Origin of the sequence: Pseudomonas citronellolis (assembly GCF_001586155.1) — a bacterium.
In the GTDB taxonomy this organism is placed as follows: Bacteria; Pseudomonadota; Gammaproteobacteria; order Pseudomonadales; family Pseudomonadaceae; genus Pseudomonas; species Pseudomonas citronellolis.
Map to the genome: position 1 here is coordinate 1,601,871 of NZ_CP014158.1, position 18,592 is coordinate 1,620,462.

Sequence of the window (18,592 nt, forward strand, 5' to 3'; positions counted from 1 at the left end):
TTGCCGTTACTTGTCGCGGACCAGCAGCACCGGGCGGTTGCTGACGCGCAGCAGGCCCTCGGCCACGCTGCCCAGCATCAGCCGGCGCACGCCGCGGCGGCCATGGGTGCCCATGACGATCACGTCGGCCTTGGCGTCCTCGGCCTCCAGCTCGATACGCTCGGCGACTTCCTCGCTGGCGCGCTCCTGGCACACACGGTCGAACTTCGCCTTGACCTTGTCGCCGACCTGCTCGCGGGCCTTGGCCAGCACGTCGTCGGCGGCCTTCAGCGCGGCTTCGCGCAGCGGCTCGGGGTTGTAGTAGACGGCATAGTCGGGCAGGTGGCGCAGCGGGCTGTCGACGATGGTGATGACGCGCAGCTCGCCGCCAGTCAGTTGCGCCAGCTTGACCGCCTCGCCCAGCGCGCGGTCGGAAACCGGGCTGCCGTCCACTGCTACCAGAATGCGCTCGTACATGATGTATCCCTCAATGAGTGGCTTGGTGGGAAAACTCTAGCTCTCCCCGGGGTGGATTCCCTTGCGCAGCGTCAATAGTAGACCGTGAGGGCGGATGTGCCGGCGGTGGGAGGGGAATGCCTGAGTTGTAGGAGCGCGGGCCCTGCCCGCGATTCGCGCGCAGGGCGCGCTCCTACAGGGGAATGGCGGGGGTGGGGCAGCGTAGATCTCATCCGCGAATCGCGCCGGATCGTCCGGCTATCCCGGACAAGGTCCGCTCCTACGGGGAGGCATGCCGTGCTTCCCGGCGACCTGTAAGCGGGCCCTGCCCGCGAAATCGCGCGCAGGGCGCGCTCCTACAGGGGAATGGCGGGGGTGGGGCAGCGTAGGATCTCATCCGCGAATCGCGCCGGATCGTCCGGCTATCGCGGACAAGGTCCGCTACGGGGAGGCATGCCGTGCTTCCCGGCGACCTGTAGGAGCGGGCCCTGCCCGCGATTTCGCGCGCAGGGCGCGCTCCTACATGGGAATGGCGGGGGTGGGGAAGCCCCGTAGGATGGGTTGAGCGAAGCGATACCCATCGCCATGGCAGCATGGGTTTCGCAAGCTCAACCCATCCTACGAAGAGCACCTCGGCGCAGCCGGCAAGACAGTTGCTCCTACGGGGTGACGCCAATTGGGCAGGCATGAAAAAGGCCGCCGCGGTTTCCCGGGGCGGCCTCTTTGGCGTGGCGAGGATCAGCCGGCGACCAGCACGCGGATCGCCTCCAGGCGCAGCGAGGCCTTGTCCAGCAGGGCGACGCTCTCGTCGCGCTGGGTGCGCAGGGCTTCCAGCTCGCTGTCGCGCACGCTGGGGTTGACCTGCTTGAGCGCGGTCAGGCGCGCCAGTTCCTCGTCCAGGCTCGCCACCAGTTGCTGGCGGGCCTTCTCCACGCGCTCGGCGTGGCGCGGGGCGATCTTGGCCTCGCCGATGGCGAACTGCTTGGCCAGTACGTCGCGCTGGGCCTGGACGAACTTGTTGGCGCTGGCGCGCGGTACGCTTTCCAACTGCTCGTGCAGCGTCTCGAAGGCCACCCGGGCGGCCAGGTCGTTGCCGTTGGCGTCGAGCAGGCAGCGCAGCGCCACCGGCGGCAGGAAGCGGCCCAGCTGCAGCTTGCGCGGGGCCACCGCCTCGCTGACGAAGAGCATCTCCAGCAGCACGGTGCCGGGCTTGAGCGCCTTGTTCTTGATGATCGCCACCGAGGTGTTGCCCAGCGAGCCGGACAGCACCAGGTCCATGCCGCCCTGCACCATGGGGTGCTCCCAGGTGAGGAACTGCATGTCCTCGCGGGCCAGGGCCTGGGCGCGGTCGTAGGTGACGGTCACGCCCTCGTCGTCGCCCAGGGGGAAGCTGGCGTCGAGCATCTTCTCGCTGGGCTTGAGGATCAGCGCATTCTCGGAGTGGTCCTCGCTGTCGATGCCGTAGGTGTCGAACAGCTTCTCCATGTAGATCGGCAGGGCGAACTGGTCGTCCTGTTCCTCGATCGCTTCCACCAGCGCCTCGCCCTCGCCGGCGCCGCCGGAGTTCAGCTCCAGCAGGCGGTCGCGGCCGCTGTGCATTTCCGCTTCCAGGGCCAGGCGCGCGGCCTGGCCTTCTTCGAGCAGGGCGGCGAAGGCGTCGTCGTCGCCGTCTTCGAGCAGTTCCACCAGGCGCGGGCCGTAGCGGTGCTGCAGGGCGTTGCCGGTGGGGCAGGTGGCGAGGAAGGCGTTGAGCGCCTGGTGGTACCACTGGAACAGGCGCTCCTGCGGGCTGTTCTCCAGGTGCGGCACGTGGATCTGGATGGTGTGCCGCTGGCCGATGCGGTCCAGGCGGCCGATGCGCTGTTCCAACTGGTCCGGGTGGGCCGGCAGGTCGAACAGCACCAGGTGGTGGGCGAACTGGAAGTTGCGGCCTTCGCTGCCGATTTCCGAGCAGATCAGCACCTGGGCGCCGAATTCCTCGTCGGCGAAGTAGGCCGCGGCGCGGTCGCGCTCGAGGATGCTCATGCCCTCGTGGAACACCGTGGCCGGGATGCCCGAGCGCAGGCGCAGGGCGTCTTCCAGGTCCAGGGCGGTCTCGGCGTGGGCGCAGATCACCAGCACCTTGAACTGCTTGAGCATCTTCAGGGTGTCGATCAGCCATTCCACGCGCGGGTCGAAGCGCCACCAGCGGGCGTTCTCGTCGGTGTTGTCGTCGACTTGCGCCTGGAAGCTCACTTCCGGGTACAGGTCCGGGTGTTCGCCGACCGGCAGTTCCATGTACTCCACCGGGTTGGGCAGCGGGTAGCTGTGCAACTGGCGTTCGGGGAAGCCCTGCACCGCGGCGCGGGTATTGCGGAACAGCACGCGGCCGGTGCCGTGGCGGTCCAGCAGTTCGCGGATCAGGCGCGCGCGGGCATCGTCGTCGCCACTCTCGACGGCGGCCAGCAGCTCGTCGCCGGCTGCGCCGAGGAAGCCATGGATGGCCTCGCGCGCGATGGGGGACAGGCGGCCGTGGTCGATCAGTTCCTGCACCGCCTCGGCGACCGGGCGGTACTGGCTGCTCTCGCGGCGGAAGGCTTCCAGGTCATGGAAGCGGTCCGGGTCGAGCAGGCGCAGGCGCGCGAAGTGGCTGTCCAGGCCCAGCTGTTCCGGGGTGGCGGTGAGCAGCAGCACGCCGGGGATGATCTGCGCCAGGGTTTCCACCAGCTGGTACTCGCGGCTGGCCTGCTCCGGATGCCAGACCAGGTGGTGGGCCTCGTCGACCACCAGCAGGTCCCAGCCGGCGGCGCACAGGGCGTCCTGGGCGCGCTCGTCGGCGCGGATCCACTCCAGCGCCACCAGGGCCAGCTGGCTGTCCTCGAAGGGGTTGCTGGCGTCGCTCTCGGCGAAGCGCTCGCGGTCGAACAGCGCCACTTCCAGGTTGAAGCGCCGGCGCATCTCCACCAGCCACTGGTGCTGCAGGTTCTCCGGCACCAGGATGAGCACGCGGCTGGCGCGCCCGGAGAGCAGCTGGCGGTGGATCACCAAGCCCGCCTCGATGGTCTTGCCCAGGCCCACTTCGTCGGCCAGCAGCACGCGCGGGGCGATGCGGTCGGCGACCTCGCGGGCGATGTGCAGTTGGTGCGCGATGGGCTGGGCGCGGGCGCCGCCCAGACCCCAGAGCGAGGATTGCAGCAGGCGGGTGCGGTGTTCCAGGGTGTGGTAGCGCAGGGCGAACCAGGGCATGGGGTCGATCTGCCCGGCGAACAGGCGGTCGCTGGCCAGGCGGAACTGGATGAAGTTGGACAGCTGGGTTTCCGGGAGTATCTTGGCATCGTTGTGCGAGTTGATGCCGTGGTAGACCAGCAGGCCGTCGACTTCCTCGACCTCGCGGACGGTCATCTTCCAGCCTTCGAAGTGCGTCACCTCGTCGCCCGGGGCGAAGCGCACGCGGGTCAGCGGGGCGTTGCGTTCGGCGTACTGGCGGGTATCCCCGGTGGCCGGATAGAGCACGGTGAGCAGCCGTCCGTCGAGCGCCAGGATGGTGCCCAGCCCCAATTCTGCTTCACTGTCGCTGATCCAGCGTTGACCCGGTTGATACTGCGCCATGGACACCTCCCGCAAAAAGCCGGCTATGGTAACGGAACACGCGGCTTTCAGCGACGCCCGTTCGCACGCAGCGGCCGGGTGGCATCGCCGCTTCGGGGGGCGATGGGCCTGCGCCGGCTCCGCGCCGCCGGCCAGGACCGGGATGGATGCGGATTGTTCCGTGAAGTGTAGCGACGGCCCCGGCGCCTGCCGCTGCCAGCCGACAACCTGAAGCCCGCGAGGAGCCAGCGACAGCCATGATCCCGCCGATCCCCAGCGACGTACTGCCGGTCACCGCGCAGCAGGACCCGGCGCGCTCGCGCCCGGACGTCGCCCCGGTGGCGCCGGTGGTTCCTGCCACGGGCGATGCCGCCGTGGGCCTGGAACGTCGCCCGGCGGAAATGACGCCGGAGGAAGAGTACCCGCAGCACCAGCGGCGCCGGCAGCAGGCGCAGGGCGAGGAGGCTGAGCCCGAGGCGCCGGAGGAGCCCGCCGACGACGGCCTGGGCGAGGCGCCGCGCAAGGGCGTGTGGATCGACATCGAGGTCTGAGCGCGCCGCGTAGTAAGCTGTTCTTTCCGACCTGCCTCCTGTCACCGCCATGCTCTTCGCCGACGCGCCCATCCACCTCGAACACGCCGAGCTGCGCCTGATCCCGCATTGGTGCGATGAAGCCTGCGCCACGGCCTGGTTCGCCGAGCTGGTCGAGAACACTCCCTGGGAACAGCCCAGCGTGCACCTGCACGGCCGCGACTACCCGGTGCCGCGCCTGCTGGCCTGGTACGGCGATGCCGAGGCCAGCTACCGCTATTCCGGCCTGGTCCACCGGCCGCTGCCGTGGACGCCGCTGCTGGCGGAAATCCGCGAGCGCGTGCAGGCCGAGGTCGGCCAGCGCCTGAACGGCGTGCTGCTCAACTATTACCGCGACGGCCAGGATTCCATGGGCTGGCACAGCGACGACGAGCCGGAGCTGGGCCGCAACCCGCTGGTGGCCTCGCTGAACCTCGGCGGCACGCGGCGCTTCGACCTGCGCCGCAAGGGCGGCGCGGCCATCGAGCATTCCCTGCAACTGGATTCCGGCAGCCTGCTGGTCATGTCCGGCGCAACGCAGCATTATTGGCAACATCAGGTGGCCAAGACGCGGCGCCCGGTCGCCCCCCGCCTGAACCTGACCTTCCGCCTGGTGCATGCCTGATCATGAGCAACGACGACAAGCTGATCGACTTCAACGCCGAACGCGACAAGCGCATCCACGACGTCCACGAAAAGCGCCTGCAGGAAGTGCGCAAGGCCTTCGAGCAGGCCCTGCCGCTGGGCAAGGCACGCAAGAAGGGCAAGCCGAAGAAGCGCTGAATCCGCTCCGCCCGTTCCGAACATCCCGCCAGAAGCCGCCCCGCGCGGCCATGCACCGCAGCCCAACCCGCCCCGAACTTGATCTGGATCAGTTATCCGAAGCCCCGTGAACCGGGGCTTTGCGGCCATTGATCCAGGTCAATATCGCGCCCCCGGCCGACGCTAACCTGAGCCCATCTTCAAAACGCACAGGGAATCAGGAGGCCAGCATCATGTTCATCGACGAAGTGGTTCTCGCCGGCATTGTCACCGTTGGTCTGATGGTCCTGTTCTGCGGTGGAGTCGGATATTTCATCTGGAAGGACAGCCACAAGAAGGGCTGATCTCCTTCCCGATCACAGAGCACGCAAGGCACTTGGGGCGACTTCGGTCGCCCGTTTTTTTGCCTGCGATTTTTCATGGGGCCGGGTAGGGCAGGAGAAACGCCATCGTAGGATGGGTTGAGCGAAGCGATACCCATCGCCACGACCGCATGGGTTTCGCAAGCTCAACCCATCCTACGAAAAGCATCTCGGCGCAGTCGGCTACGACCGTGTGTCCCTGGAGAGTAGGGCGCATAACCGTTCGCGGTTATCCGCCGATACGCCGGGGCCACAGTCGATGCCAAGGTTGGCCCCGAAGGTGCCGGAGACCAGGGCCAGGCGGCGGATAACGCCCTAGGCGTTATGCGCCCTACGGTTGGCCAATGAAAAACGCCGCTTCCCCCTCGGGGGAAAGCGGCGTTTTTTTGTGGGCGCGGATCAGCCGATGGTGATCGGCGGCAGCGCCGGCAGTTCGATGTCCAGCTTCTGCTTCGGCGCCAGCACTTCGGCTTCGCCTTCCACCACCGCCTCGCCGTTCTGGTTGAGCACGCGGGTGCCGATGCGCACGCGGTTCTTCGGCAGTTTTTCCAGCACTTCCAGCTCCACGTCGAGCACGTCGCCGATCTTCACCGGGCGGGTGAAGCGCAGGCTCTGGCCCAGGTAGATGGTGCCCGGGCCGGGCAGGGTGGTGGCGATCGCCGCGCTGATCAGCGCGCCGCTGAGCATGCCGTGGGCGATGCGCTCCTTGAACAGGGTGGTGGCGGCGTAGTCGGCGTCCAGGTGGACCGGGTTGCGGTCGCCGGAGACTTCGGCGAAGAGCTGGATGTCGCGCTCGCCGACCGGGCGCTGGAAGCTGGCCTTCTGCCCGACTTCGAGCTCGGCGTAGGGAACGTTCTGCACCTGGGTCATGGCTTTTCCTCGTGGTTCGCGCCTTGGCCTGCGGAAAGGACTCCGTCCAGCCAGGCGATCAGGTTGCGGGTGACCTCGTCGCGGTTGGTCTCGTTGAACAACTCGTGGCGGGCCTCGGGGTAGATCTGCGTCTGCACGTCGCGCAGCCCGGCGCGGCCCAGCGCCCCGGCCAGGTCGCGCAGGCGCCTGCCCTGGCTGACCGGGTCGCGTTCGCCGCCGATGATCAGCAGCGGCAGGGCCTTGTCGATGCGCGCCAGGTGCTGCACCGGGGTGATGTCCTCCAGGCCGCCGAGCAGGTCCAGCCACAGCTGGTTGCTGCAGCGGAAGCCGCACAGCGGGTCGCTGATGTACTTGTCCACCTCGCGGGTGTCGCGGCTGAGCCAGTCGAATTCCGTGCGGTTGGGCTTGAAGGCCTTGTTGAACGAGCCGAAGGAGAGGAACTCGATCAGCGCGCTGCGCCCCAGCGGGCCCTGGCGCCAGCGCTCGAAGCGCGCCACCAGGCGCGCGGCGCGGTACAGCGCTATCGGCTGGTAGTTGGAGCCGGAGAGCACCGCGCCTTGCAGCGTGGCGCTGTGCTGCAGCAGGTAGGCGGTGGCGATGTAGCTGCCCATGCTGTGGCCGAGCAGGACCACCGGCAGGCCGGGGTGCTGTTCGCGCGCGTGGCGGTTGAGGCTGAGCAGGTCGCCCACCACCTTGCCCCAGCCGCCCTGGTCGGCGTAGTGGCCCAGGTCGCCGTGCTCGGCGGTGCGGCCGTGGCCGCGCTGGTCGATGGCCAGCAGCGACCAGCCGGCGGCGTTCAGCGCCTCGCCCAGGCGGGCGTAGCGCCCTGCGTGCTCGGCCATGCCATGGGAGAGCATCACCACGCCCTTGGCTGCGTCTGCGGTCCAATGGTGGGTGTACAGCGGGGTCTGGTCGCTGGCGGTCAGCCAGTAGGCGGCGTACGGCATGGGCAATCCTTGTGCCGGCTCGGGGTGGCGGCATTCTAGCAGCGCCTGGCGCCGCGCAGCATCCCGCCGGCGGTGGCGCAAGATTCACGAAGTAAATGGGAACGGCCGAAGTATTTGCGCTGCACCGGGCAACTGCTACTTTGCGACGGATGCCCCTGCGCCGGATGCCCGAGGGAGCCGGCCGGGAACAGCCTTGCAGGTAATAAAGAGGACAACAGCCAATGCAAGCGGAATTCTGGAACGACAAACGTCCCGCCGGCGTGCCCAGCCAGCTCGACCTGGGCGCCTACAAATCGGTGGTGGAAGTGTTCGAGCGCTCCTGCAAGCGCTTCGCCGACCGCCCGGTGTTCAGCAACATGGGCGTGACCCTCACCTACGCCGAGCTGGACCGCCTGTCCGCCGCCTTCGCCGCCTACCTGCAGCGCAACACCGACCTCAAGCCCGGCGAGCGCATCGCCGTGCAGATGCCCAACATCCTGCAATACCCCATCGCCGTGTTCGGCGCCCTGCGCGCCGGCCTGGTGGTGGTCAACACCAACCCGCTGTACACCGCCCGCGAGATGCGCCACCAGTTCAAGGACTCGGGCGCGCGGGCGCTGGTCTACGTCAACCTGTTCGGCAAGCTGGTGCAGGAAGTGCTGCCGGACACCGGCATCGAATACCTGATCGAGGCGCAGATGGGCGACCTGCAGCCGGCGCTCAAGGGCCTGCTGGTCAACGCCGCGGTCAAGTACGTGAAGAAGATGGTCCCGGACTACCGGCTGCCCCAGGCGGTGCCCTTCAAGGAGGTGCTGCGCCAGGGCCGCGGCCATGCGCTGCAGCCGGTCAAGGTCGGCCTGGAGGACCTCGCCGTGCTGCAGTACACCGGCGGCACCACCGGCGTGGCCAAGGGCGCCATGCTCACCCACGGCAACCTGGTGGCGAACATGCTGCAGGTGGACGCCTGCCTGTCGCAGCACGGCCCCGACGGCCGCCCGCTGATGAACGAGGGCGGCGAGGTGATGATCGCGCCGCTGCCGCTGTACCACATCTATGCCTTCACCGCGAATTGCATGTGCATGATGCACAACGGCAACCACAACGTGCTGATCAGCAACCCGCGGGACATCCCCGGCTTCATCAAGGAGCTGAAGAAGTGGCGCTTCTCCTCGCTGCTGGGGCTGAACACCCTGTTCGTGGCGCTGATGGAGCACCCGGAGTTCAAGGACCTGGACTTCTCCAACCTCAAGGTCACCAACTCCGGCGGCACCGCGCTGGTCTCGGCCACCGCCGAGCGCTGGAAGGCCGCCACCGGCTGCACCGTGGTCGAGGGCTACGGCCTCACCGAGACCTCGCCGGTGGTCAGCACCAACCCCTACGGCGAGCTGGCGCGCCTGGGCACCGTGGGCATCCCGGTGCCGGGCACCGCGCTGAAGGTGATCGACGACGAGGGCAACGAGCAGCCCCTGGGCGAACGCGGCGAGCTGTGCGTGAAGGGCCCGCAGGTGATGAAGGGCTACTGGCAGCGCCCGGAGGCCACCGAGGAGGTGCTGGACGCCGAGGGCTGGCTGCGCACCGGCGACATCGCGGTGATCGACGAAGATGGTTTCGTGCGCATCGTCGACCGCAAGAAGGACCTGATCATCGTCTCCGGCTTCAACGTCTACCCCAACGAGATCGAGGACGTGGTCATGGCCCACCCGAAGGTGGCCAACTGCGCCGCGGTCGGGGTGCCGGACGAACGTTCCGGCGAGGCCGTCAAACTCTTCGTCGTGGCCCGTGAGCCGGGTCTGACGGTGGAGGAGCTGAAGGCCTACTGCAAGGAGAACTTCACCGGCTACAAGGTGCCCAAGCAGATCGTCCTCAAGGAGGCCCTGCCGATGACCCCGGTGGGCAAGATCCTGCGCCGCGAGCTGCGCGAAAGCGCCTGACCGCATCAGCCCTCGCAACCCTCCGAACGGAGGCTGGTCCGCCGACCCGCCTCCGTTTTTTTCGTCTCGCTTTCCCCGGTAGTGTCTTTGTCAGACAATCCAACAAGGCCGCAGCCCTTCTGGCACGGGCTTTTCCGACCGATGGGCGGGTTGTGACCGATTTACCTGCTCTTGGTCATTTTTATGACTGGGTAGGCTGTGTTTGGTGCTGGTCGGGTTTTGGCAAAGCTGTTAATCTCGGCCCGCTTTTCGCTCCCCGACCCGGGGAAAGCGGCACAAACACAACAAAGAACCGCGTACGCGGTAAAGATAAGCTGTTGCTTAGGAGTGGGCTTCCATGATCGACAATTTCTGGAAGGACAAATACCCAGCAGGTATCGCTGCCGAGATCAATGCCGACCAGTACCCGAACATCCTCGCGGTGCTCAAGGAGTCCTGCCAACGCTTTGCCAACAAGCCTGCCTTCAGCAACCTTGGCAAGACCCTGACCTACGGCGAGCTGTACCGCCTCTCCGGTGATTTCGCCGCCTACCTGCAGAACGACACCGACCTGCAGCCGGGCGACCGCATCGCGGTGCAGCTGCCCAACGTCCTGCAATACCCCATCGTGGTGTTCGGCGCCATGCGCGCCGGCCTTATCGTGGTCAACACCAACCCGCTGTACACCGCGCGGGAGATGGAGCATCAGTTCAACGACTCCGGCGCCAAGGCGCTGGTGTGCCTGGCCAACATGGCCCACCTGGCCGAGGAAGTGCTGCCGCGCACCGGCATCCGCCACGTGCTCATCACCGAGGTAGCCGACCTGCTGCCGCCGCTCAAGCGCCTGCTGATCAACGCGGTGGTCAAGTACGTCAAGAAGATGGTCCCGGCCTACCACATCGGCAACGCCGTCAAGCTCAACGACGCCCTGGCCAAGGGCCGCGGCAAGAGCGTGCGCGAGTCCTCACCGAAGAGCGACGACGTGGCCGTGCTGCAGTACACCGGCGGCACCACCGGGGTGGCCAAGGGCGCCATGCTGACGCACCGCAACCTGGTGGCCAACATGCTGCAGTGCAAGGCACTGATGGGCGCCAACCTCAACGAAGGCTGCGAGATCCTCATCGCGCCGCTGCCGCTGTACCACATCTACGCCTTCACCTTCCATTGCATGGCGATGATGCTCACCGGCAACCACAACATCCTGGTGACCAACCCGCGCGACCTGAACGCCTTCTCCAAGGAACTGGCGCAGTGGAAGTTCACCGGCTTCGTCGGCCTGAACACCCTGTTCGTCGGCCTGTGCAACAACGAGGCGTTCCGCAAGCTGGACTTCTCCAGCCTGAAGCTGACGCTCTCCGGCGGCATGGCCCTGCAACAGGCCGCGGCCGAGCGCTGGAAGGAAGTCACCGGCTGCTCCATCTGCGAAGGCTACGGCATGACCGAGACCAGCCCGGTGGTGTCGGTGAACCCGTTCCAGAACATCCAGATCGGCACCATCGGCATTCCGGTTCCGTCGACCCTGTGCAAGGTCGTCGACGACGCCGGCAACGAGTTGCCCCTGGGCGAGCGCGGCGAGCTGTGCGTCAAGGGCCCGCAGGTGATGAAGGGCTACTGGCAGCGCCAGGAGGCCACCGACGAGATCCTCGACAAGGACGGCTGGCTGCGCACCGGCGACGTGGCGATCATCCAGGAAGACGGCTACATGCGCATCGTCGACCGCAAGAAGGACATGATCCTGGTCAGCGGCTTCAACGTGTACCCCAACGAGCTGGAAGACGTCCTCGCCACCCTGCCGGGCGTGCTGCAGTGCGCCGCCATCGGCGTGCCGGACGAGCGTTCCGGCGAGGTGATCAAGGTGTTCGTGGTGCCGCGCCCGGGCGTGACCCTGACCAAGGAGCAGGTGGTCAAGCACATGCACGACAACCTGACCGGCTACAAGCGTCCGAAGTACGTGGAGTTCCGCGAGAGCCTGCCGACCACCAACGTCGGCAAGATCCTCCGTCGCGAATTGCGCGACCAGGAGCTAAAGAAGGCCCAGGCCTGAGCCGATAACAAGAAACCCGCCCCACGGCGGGTTTTTTGATGCCGTCGCCCCTGCCTATGGAGGCTGCCACCGTGATTCCCTCCCTGCGCCTGCGCGCCAAGGTCCTGAGCCTGGCGCTGATTCCCATCCTGCTCCTTACCCTGGTGCTCTGCGCCGTGACCCTGGTGGCGCTGCAGCGGCTGTCCGGCCAGCAGGAAGAACAGATCCGCCAGAGCCTGATCGAAGACCGCCAGGTCCAGCTCAAGCAGTTCGTCGACGTCGCCCTGGCGGCGGTCGGCCCGCAGTACCAGGCCGCGGCCGAAGGCGATGCGGCGGCGCGCGAGGCCGGGGTGGCGCTGCTCAAGCGCCTGGCCTACGGCAACGGCGGCTACTTCTGGGGCTACGACACCCGCTCGGTGCGCGTCTTCCAGGGCACCAGCGAAGAGCGCATCGGCGAAGACTTCAGCAGCTTCCGCGACCCCAACGGCGTCTACGCCATCCGCGAGCTGGTGCGCGCCGGCCAGGACGACAGCCACTACGTGCACTACAGCTTCACCCGCCCGGGCAACAGCGCCGTCGTGCCGAAGATCGGCTACGCGCAGTACCTGCCGAAGTGGAACCTGGTGTTCGGCACCTCGCTGAACCTGGACGACATCGAGGAAGACGTGGCCAAGGCCCGCGAACAACTGCACGGGCAGATCAACAGCCTGCTGACGCTGATGATTGGCTCGGCTCTGGCGCTGCTGGTGATCATCGCCCTGGTGGCGGTGCCCACCGGCAACGCCATCGTCCGCCCGTTGCTGCGCGTCAAGGCCAACCTCGACGACATGGCCGCCGGCGACGGCAACCTGACCCACCGCCTGCCGGTGGAAAGCCGCGACGAACTGGGCGAGCTGGCGCAGTCGTTCAACCGCTTCGTCGAGAAGATCCACACCCTGGTGCAGCAGGTGGCCGGCACCACCGGGCAACTGTCCGGGCTGGTCGGCAACGTCGCCCAGCAGGCGCAGCGCTCGGAGCAGGCGATGGCCGGCCAGCGCAGCGAGACCGACCAGGTGGCCACGGCGATCAACGAGATGACCGCCGCTGCCCAGGAAGTGGCGCGCAGCGCCCAGCGCGCCGCCGACGCCGCCCGCGACACCGACCGTGAGGGCCAGGCGGCCAAGCGCGAGGTGGACCTGTGCGTGGCGCAGATCAACGACCTGGCCGGCGAGGTGAGCAGCAGCAGCGAGGCCCTGGACACCCTCAGCCAGGACGTGCGCGGCATCGTCGGCGTGCTGGAAGTGATCCGCTCCATCGCCGAGCAGACCAACCTGCTGGCGCTCAATGCCGCCATCGAGGCGGCGCGGGCCGGCGAGGCCGGGCGCGGCTTCGCGGTGGTCGCCGACGAAGTGCGCGCGCTGGCCAGCCGCACCCAGCAGAGCACCGGCGAGATCCAGCAGATGATCGACCGCCTGCAGGCCACCACCGCCGGTTCCGTGCAGGCCATGCAGCGCGCCAGCGAGATGGCCGGGCGCACCCGCAGCCAGGCCGACCAGGCCGGGCAGTCGCTGGACGCCATGGCCAACCTGATCGGCACCATCAACTCGATGAACGCGCAGATCGCCAGCGCCGCCGAGGAGCAGACCGCGGTGGCCGAGGAGATCAACCGCAGCGTGCACCAGATCGCCGACGGCGTGGACCGGGTGGCCGAGGACGCCGTGCAGGGCGCGCGCACCGCCAGCGAGCTGAGCGGCCTGGGCGAGCGCCTGCGCCAGCTGGTCGGCCAGTTCCGCATCTGATTCGCGCCTGAAACCCCGCCGCCACGCACTGGGCGTGGCGACGCGGGGCGTTACTCTGCGACAATCCCGTCTTTGCCCCTTTCCGGAAGCAGCCGCCGCCAGGCGCGCGGCCGCCTTTCGCACAGACGCCAGCGCAGCCGATGACCGACGTAACGCCCAGCCCCGAACAGCTCCTGCAACGCCTCGACCACGCGTTGATCCGCGACCGCCACCGCCTGCGCCGGCAGTTCCACGAACTGCGCAAGCACCCCGACGACGGCAAGCTGGCGCAGTGGGTGGAGCGCTTCCAGGCCTCCTGCGCCAAGGTCGAGGCGCGCCGCGCCAGCGTCCCGGCGATCCGCTACGACGACAGCCTGCCGATCGCCGCCAAGCGCGACGAGATCAAGGCCGCGCTGCTGAAGAGCCAGGTGGTGGTGATCGCCGGCGAGACCGGCTCGGGCAAGACCACCCAGCTGCCGAAGATCTGCCTGGAGCTGGGCCGCGGCAGCCACGGCCTGATCGGCCACACCCAGCCGCGCCGCCTGGCCGCGCGCAGCGTCGCCACGCGGGTGGCCGAGGAGATCGGCACACCGCTGGGTTCGCTGGTGGGCTACCAGGTGCGCTTCGAGGACCAGAGCGACGACAGCACCCTGGTCAAGCTGATGACCGACGGCATCCTGCTGGCCGAGACCCAGCACGACCGCTACCTGGAGCGCTACGACACCATCATCGTCGACGAGGCCCACGAGCGCAGCCTGAACATCGACTTCCTGCTCGGCTTCCTCAAGACCCTGCTGCCGCGCCGGCCGGACCTGAAGCTGATCATCACCTCGGCGACCATCGACCTGGAGCGCTTCTCGAAGCACTTCGGTGACGCGCCTATCGTCGAGGTTTCCGGGCGCACCTACCCGGTGGAAACCTGGTACCGCCCGCTGGCCGCCGAAGTGGACGAGGACGGCGAGGCGCTGTTCGACGACCTCTCGGTGGACGAGGGCATCCTCCGCGCCCTGGACGAAATCGCCGCCCACGAGCGCGAAGTCGGCAAGCGCCCTGGCGACGTGCTGGTGTTCCTCCCCGGCGAGCGGGAAATCCGCGACGCCGCGGACATGCTGCGCAAGGCCAACCTGCGCCACACCGAGGTGCTGCCGTTGTACGCGCGGCTGACCCCGGCGGAGCAGCAGAAAATCTTCGCGCCCATGCCGGGACGCAAGATCGTCCTGGCCACCAACGTTGCCGAGACCTCGCTGACGGTGCCGGGCATCCGCTACGTGATCGACAGCGGCACCGCGCGCATCAGCCGCTACAGCTACCGCGCCAAGGTCCAGCGGCTGCCCATCGAGGCCATCTCCCAGGCCAGCGCCAACCAGCGCAAGGGCCGCTGCGGGCGGGTCGAGCCGGGCATCTGCGTGCGCCTGTACAGCGAGGAGGATTTCAACGGCCGGCCGGCCTTCACCGACCCGGAAATCCTGCGTACCAACCTGGCGGCGGTGATCCTGCAGATGCTCCACCTGCGCCTGGGCGACATCGAGGCCTTCCCCTTCATCGAGCCGCCGGACGGCAAGGCGATCAAGGACGGCTTCACCCTGCTGCAGGAACTCTCGGCGGTGAACCGCGAGGGCCAGCTGACCCCGCTGGGCCGCCAGCTGGCGCGCCTGCCGGTGGACCCGCGGCTGGGCCGCATGCTGCTGGAAGCGGCCCACCAGGGCAGCCTGAACGAAGTGCTGACGGTGGCCAGCGCGCTCTCCGTGCAGGACCCGCGCGAACGCCCGATCGAACGCCAGCAGGCCGCCGACCAGGCCCATGCCCAATGGAAGGATCCGGATTCGGACTTCGCCGCGCTGATCAACCTCTGGCGCGGCTTCGAGGAACAGCGCCAGGCCCTGGGCTCCAACGCCCTGCGCGCCTGGTGCCGGAAGAACTTCCTGAATTACCTGCGCCTGCGCGAATGGCGCGACGCGCACCGCCAGCTCACCCTGATCTGCCGCGAACTCAAACTCCCCTTCGGCAAGCCGGAAGGCTCTCGTAGGAGCGAGGGGGGCGCCTCAGCCATTGCTCGCGAACAACCCAACGCTGCGAAACCCCAGGCGACCAAAGACGCGAAGAGCGTTCGCGAGCAAGCTCGCTCCTACAAGGAAGTTGAACCGCCCAAGCGCGACATCGACTACGCCGCCGTGCACAAGGCCATCCTCTCCGGCCTGCTCAGCCAGATCGGCCAGAAGTCCGAGGACGGCGACTACCTGGGCGCGCGCCAGAGGCGCTTCTGGGTCCACCCCTCCAGCGTCATCGGGCGCAAGAAGCCGCAGTGGATCATGGCCGCCGAACTGGTGGAGACCACCAAGCTGTTCGCCCGCATGGTCGCCAGGATCGAGCCGGATTGGCTGGAACCCCTGGCCGGCCACCTGGTGAAGAAGAACCACCTGGAACCGCACTGGGAGAAGAAGCGCGGCCAGGTGGTGGCCTACGAGCAGGTGACCCTCTATGGGCTGATCGTCGTCGGCCGCCGCGCCGTGCACTATGGCCCCATCGACCCGCCGGTGGCCCGCGAGCTGTTCATCCGCGAGGCCCTGGTGCGCGGCGAGATCAACAGCCGCTCCAGGTGCCTTGCCGCCAACCGCCAGTTGCTGGAAAAGCTCGACGAGCTGGAAGCCAAGGCGCGCCGCCGCGACATCCTCGCCGACGAGGAAACCCTGTTCGCCTACTACGACGCGCGCCTGCCGGCGGACATCTACCAGACCGCCAGCTTCGAGAAGTGGTACGAGCGCGAGCACAAGCAGCAGCCCGACCTGCTGATCATGCGCGAGGAAGACGTGCTGGCCCGCGACGCCAGCGAAGTCACCGCCGGCCTCTATCCGGACCGCCTGCGCCTGGGCGAGCTGCAGCTGCCGCTGAGCTACCACTTCGAGCCGGGCCACCCGCGCGACGGCGTGACCCTGCGGGTACCGGCGCCGCTGCTGCCGCAACTGCCGGCCGAGCGCCTGGAATGGCTGGTGCCGGGCCTGCTGGAAGCCAAGTGCGTGGCCCTTGTGCGCAACCTGCCCAAGGCCATCCGCAAGAACTTCGTGCCGGTGCCGGACTTCGTCCGTGCCGCGCTGGGCAAGATGACCTTTGCCGAAGGCGCGCTGCCCGAGGCCCTGGGCCGCGAGCTGCAACGCATGACCGGCAGCCGCGTGCCCGAGGAAGCCTGGGCCGAGGCCGAAACCCAGGTGGAAAGCCACCTGCGCATGAACATCGAAGTGGTGGACGCCCGCGGCAAGTTCCTCGGCGAAGGCCGCGACCTCGCCGAACTCACCGCGCGCTTCGCCGAAGCCAGCCAGGCCGCGCTGGCCATCCCCCAGGCCGACAAGCCGCAGAAGCCGGTGGAAGCCAAGGGCTTCGCCGAAGTGGCGGAAAAGGCCCAGCAGAAGATCGCCGGGCTGTCGATGACGGTCTACCCGGCGCTGGTGGAAGAGGGTGGGGTGGTGAAGGAAAACCGCTTCCCGACCCAGGCCGAAGCCGAGTACCAGCACCGCCGCGCCCTGCAGCGCCTGCTCCTGCAACAGCTGGCCGAGCCGGCGAAATTCCTCCGCGGCAAGCTGCCGGGGCAGACCGAGATGGGCCTGCTGTACCGCGAACTGGGCCGCGTCGAGGCGCTGGTGGAAGACATCCTCCTGGCCAGCCTGGACGCCTGCATCCTCGAAGGCGAGGCCAGCCTGCCCCGCGATGGCGCGGCCCTGGCTTCGCTGGCGGAGAAAAAGCGCGGCGCCTGGACCGAACACGCCGAACGCATCGCCCGCCTGGTGCTGGACATCCTCAAGCTCTGGCACGGCCTGCAGAAGCGCTTCAAGGGCAAGGTCGACCTGGCCATGACGGTGCCGCTCAACGACGTGAAGGGGCAACTGGCCAACCTGGTCTACCCCGGCTTCGTCCGCGACACTCCGCTGGAATGGCTGAAGGAATACCCGCGCTACCTCAAGGCCGTGGAACAGCGCCTGGACAAGGTCGCCGGCCAAGTCCAGCGCGACCGCGTGTGGAGCGGCGAGATGGCCGGCTACTGGGACCAGTACAAGGCCCGCCAGGCCAAGCACGCCCAGGAAGGCAAGCGCGACCCGGAACTGGTGCTGTACCGCTGGATGCTGGAGGAATACCGCGTATCGCTGTTCGCCCAGCAACTGGGGACCAAGGTGCCGGTGTCGGACAAGCGGCTGAGCAAGCAGTGGAGCCAGGTCGAGGCCTGACGAGGTTTTTCGTAGGAGCGAGGGGGACGCCTAGTTCTTGCTCGCGAACAGTGTTTCCCGGCTGCTCCGGTGTTCGAGAGGGACTCCGCTCCCTCTCCCTAACCCTCGGCTGCGCGCCCCGCCCTGAAGGGAGAGGGGACCGTTCGGCGTGCTCGGGTGTTTCGGCGTTAGCCGGAAGAGGGGGCGTTGGGCCGAACGGGATGTTTTGGAGTTAGCCGGCAGCACCGAAGGTTTCCGGCTGAAACCATTCCCTCTCTCGGCACGGACAAGCCCCCTCTCCCTTCAGGGAGAGGGCGGGGGGAGAGGGCTGCGGACTTCGACACCGCTCCGTAGCCAAGCTGGACACCATCGTTCGCGAGCAGCCCAACCCCAACCTCAACCCCGCTGCGGAATCCCCAACCCCCGCTGCACCGCCGGCCGCGCCAGGAACGCCTCCAGCACCCGCTTCACATTGCCGAAGCGCTCGAACTGCACCAGGTCACCCGCCTCGTAGAAGCCCACCAGGTTGCGCACCCAGGGGAAGATGGCGATGTCGGCGATGCCGTACTCCTGCCCCATCACCCAGTCGCGCCCTTCCAGGCGCTGGTCGAGCACGCCGAGCAACCGCCGGGACTCCTCCACATAGCGATTCAGCGGCCGCTTGTCCTCGATCTCGCGGCCGGCGAACTTATTGAAGAAGCCCAACTGGCCGAACATCGGCCCGATGCCGCCCATCTGGAACATCAACCACTGGATCGCCTCGTAGCGCCGCGCCGGGTCCTGGGGCAGCAACTGGCCGGTCTTGTCGGCCAGGTAGATGAGGATGGCGCCGGACTCGAACAGCGCCAGCGGCTGGCCGCCGGGGCCGTTGGGGTCGAGGATGGCGGGAATCTTGTTGTTCGGGTTCAGCGAGAGGAATTCCGGGCTGAACTGGTCGTTGCGCTCGAAGCTGACCAGGTGCGGCTCGTAGGCCAGGCCGGTTTCCTCCAGCATGATCGAGACCTTCACCCCGTTGGGCGTGGGCAGCGAGTACAGCTGCAGGACGTCGGGGCGGGTGGCGGGCCATTTGCGGGTGATCGGGAAGTCGGCGAGCGAAGGCATGGGAACTCCGGTCTGAAAGTCGAACGCCCAGCATACGCCGCCGATTGCGCAGGGGGGAGGTGCCAGCGGCGCCGCGAGCCGGTATGGTGCCGTCTCCGATCCACCGCTCAAGGACAG

The 18,592-nt window shown here is 67.8% G+C and carries 13 protein-coding genes; 8 read left to right on the top strand and 5 right to left on the bottom strand.

Annotation, left to right across the window (positions count from 1 at the left end):
• Positions 1 to 6: 6 nt before the first annotated feature.
• Together PcP3B5_RS07295 and rapA are read right to left on the bottom strand one after the other, a co-directional pair.
• Positions 7 to 456: a universal stress protein gene (locus tag PcP3B5_RS07295; protein ID WP_009620619.1), complete on the bottom strand. Its 450-nt coding sequence runs from the start codon at positions 454 to 456 to the stop codon at positions 7 to 9.
• A gap of 717 nt (positions 457 to 1,173) precedes the next feature.
• Positions 1,174 to 4,029 (bottom strand): RNA polymerase-associated protein RapA, encoded by a 2,856-nt coding sequence (rapA, locus tag PcP3B5_RS07300; protein ID WP_203228541.1) that lies wholly within the window; start codon positions 4,027 to 4,029, stop codon positions 1,174 to 1,176.
• Between the two features lie 230 nt (positions 4,030 to 4,259).
• On the opposite strand from rapA, the gene PcP3B5_RS07305 reads away from it, so the two are divergent.
• From PcP3B5_RS07305 to ccoM, 4 genes are all read left to right on the top strand, one after another.
• Positions 4,260 to 4,553, top strand: coding sequence for a hypothetical protein (locus tag PcP3B5_RS07305; protein WP_043314185.1), 294 nt, complete (start codon positions 4,260 to 4,262; stop codon positions 4,551 to 4,553).
• Between the two features lie 49 nt (positions 4,554 to 4,602).
• Complete coding sequence (locus tag PcP3B5_RS07310) at positions 4,603 to 5,196, top strand: alpha-ketoglutarate-dependent dioxygenase AlkB family protein (protein WP_061560918.1); 594 nt, start codon at positions 4,603 to 4,605, stop codon at positions 5,194 to 5,196.
• Between the two features lie 2 nt (positions 5,197 to 5,198).
• Positions 5,199 to 5,354, top strand: coding sequence for a hypothetical protein (locus PcP3B5_RS31940; RefSeq protein WP_203228543.1), 156 nt, complete (start codon positions 5,199 to 5,201; stop codon positions 5,352 to 5,354).
• Positions 5,355 to 5,566: 212 nt separating this feature from the next.
• Complete coding sequence (ccoM, locus tag PcP3B5_RS32420; RefSeq protein ID WP_009618523.1) at positions 5,567 to 5,677, top strand: cytochrome c oxidase subunit CcoM; 111 nt, start codon at positions 5,567 to 5,569, stop codon at positions 5,675 to 5,677.
• A 417-nt stretch (positions 5,678 to 6,094) separates the two neighbouring features.
• On the opposite strand, the gene PcP3B5_RS07315 is transcribed toward ccoM, so the two are convergent.
• Both PcP3B5_RS07315 and PcP3B5_RS07320 read right to left on the bottom strand, forming a co-directional pair.
• Positions 6,095 to 6,565 carry a MaoC family dehydratase gene (locus PcP3B5_RS07315; protein WP_009618521.1) on the bottom strand — a complete coding sequence of 157 codons (471 nt, stop codon included), beginning with the start codon at positions 6,563 to 6,565 and terminating at the stop codon, positions 6,095 to 6,097.
• Positions 6,562 to 7,512: an alpha/beta hydrolase gene (locus PcP3B5_RS07320; RefSeq protein WP_043267843.1), complete on the bottom strand. Its 951-nt coding sequence runs from the start codon at positions 7,510 to 7,512 to the stop codon at positions 6,562 to 6,564. Before PcP3B5_RS07320 ends, PcP3B5_RS07315 begins: the two co-directional genes overlap by 4 nt.
• A gap of 221 nt (positions 7,513 to 7,733) precedes the next feature.
• On the opposite strand from PcP3B5_RS07320, the gene fadD2 reads away from it, so the two are divergent.
• The 4 genes from fadD2 to hrpA all read left to right on the top strand — a co-directional run bounded on the left by fadD2 (position 7,734) and on the right by hrpA (position 17,395).
• On the top strand, positions 7,734 to 9,422 hold the full coding sequence (fadD2, locus tag PcP3B5_RS07325) for a long-chain-fatty-acid--CoA ligase FadD2 (protein ID WP_043267841.1): 1,689 nt from the start codon (positions 7,734 to 7,736) through the stop codon (positions 9,420 to 9,422).
• A 337-nt stretch (positions 9,423 to 9,759) separates the two neighbouring features.
• A complete protein-coding gene (fadD1, locus tag PcP3B5_RS07330; RefSeq protein ID WP_061560919.1) occupies positions 9,760 to 11,445 on the top strand; it encodes a long-chain-fatty-acid--CoA ligase FadD1 in 1,686 nt (561 codons plus the stop codon).
• Between the two features lie 71 nt (positions 11,446 to 11,516).
• Positions 11,517 to 13,202, top strand: coding sequence for a methyl-accepting chemotaxis protein (locus tag PcP3B5_RS07335; protein ID WP_061560920.1), 1,686 nt, complete (start codon positions 11,517 to 11,519; stop codon positions 13,200 to 13,202).
• A 140-nt stretch (positions 13,203 to 13,342) separates the two neighbouring features.
• Entirely contained in the window at positions 13,343 to 17,395 is a 4,053-nt protein-coding gene (gene hrpA / locus PcP3B5_RS07340; RefSeq protein ID WP_061560921.1) for an ATP-dependent RNA helicase HrpA, read from the top strand.
• Between the two features lie 375 nt (positions 17,396 to 17,770).
• Here hrpA and PcP3B5_RS07345 read toward each other — a convergent pair whose 3' ends face one another.
• Entirely contained in the window at positions 17,771 to 18,475 is a 705-nt protein-coding gene (locus tag PcP3B5_RS07345) for a glutathione S-transferase N-terminal domain-containing protein (RefSeq protein ID WP_043314190.1), read from the bottom strand.
• Positions 18,476 to 18,592: the final 117 nt, after the last annotated feature.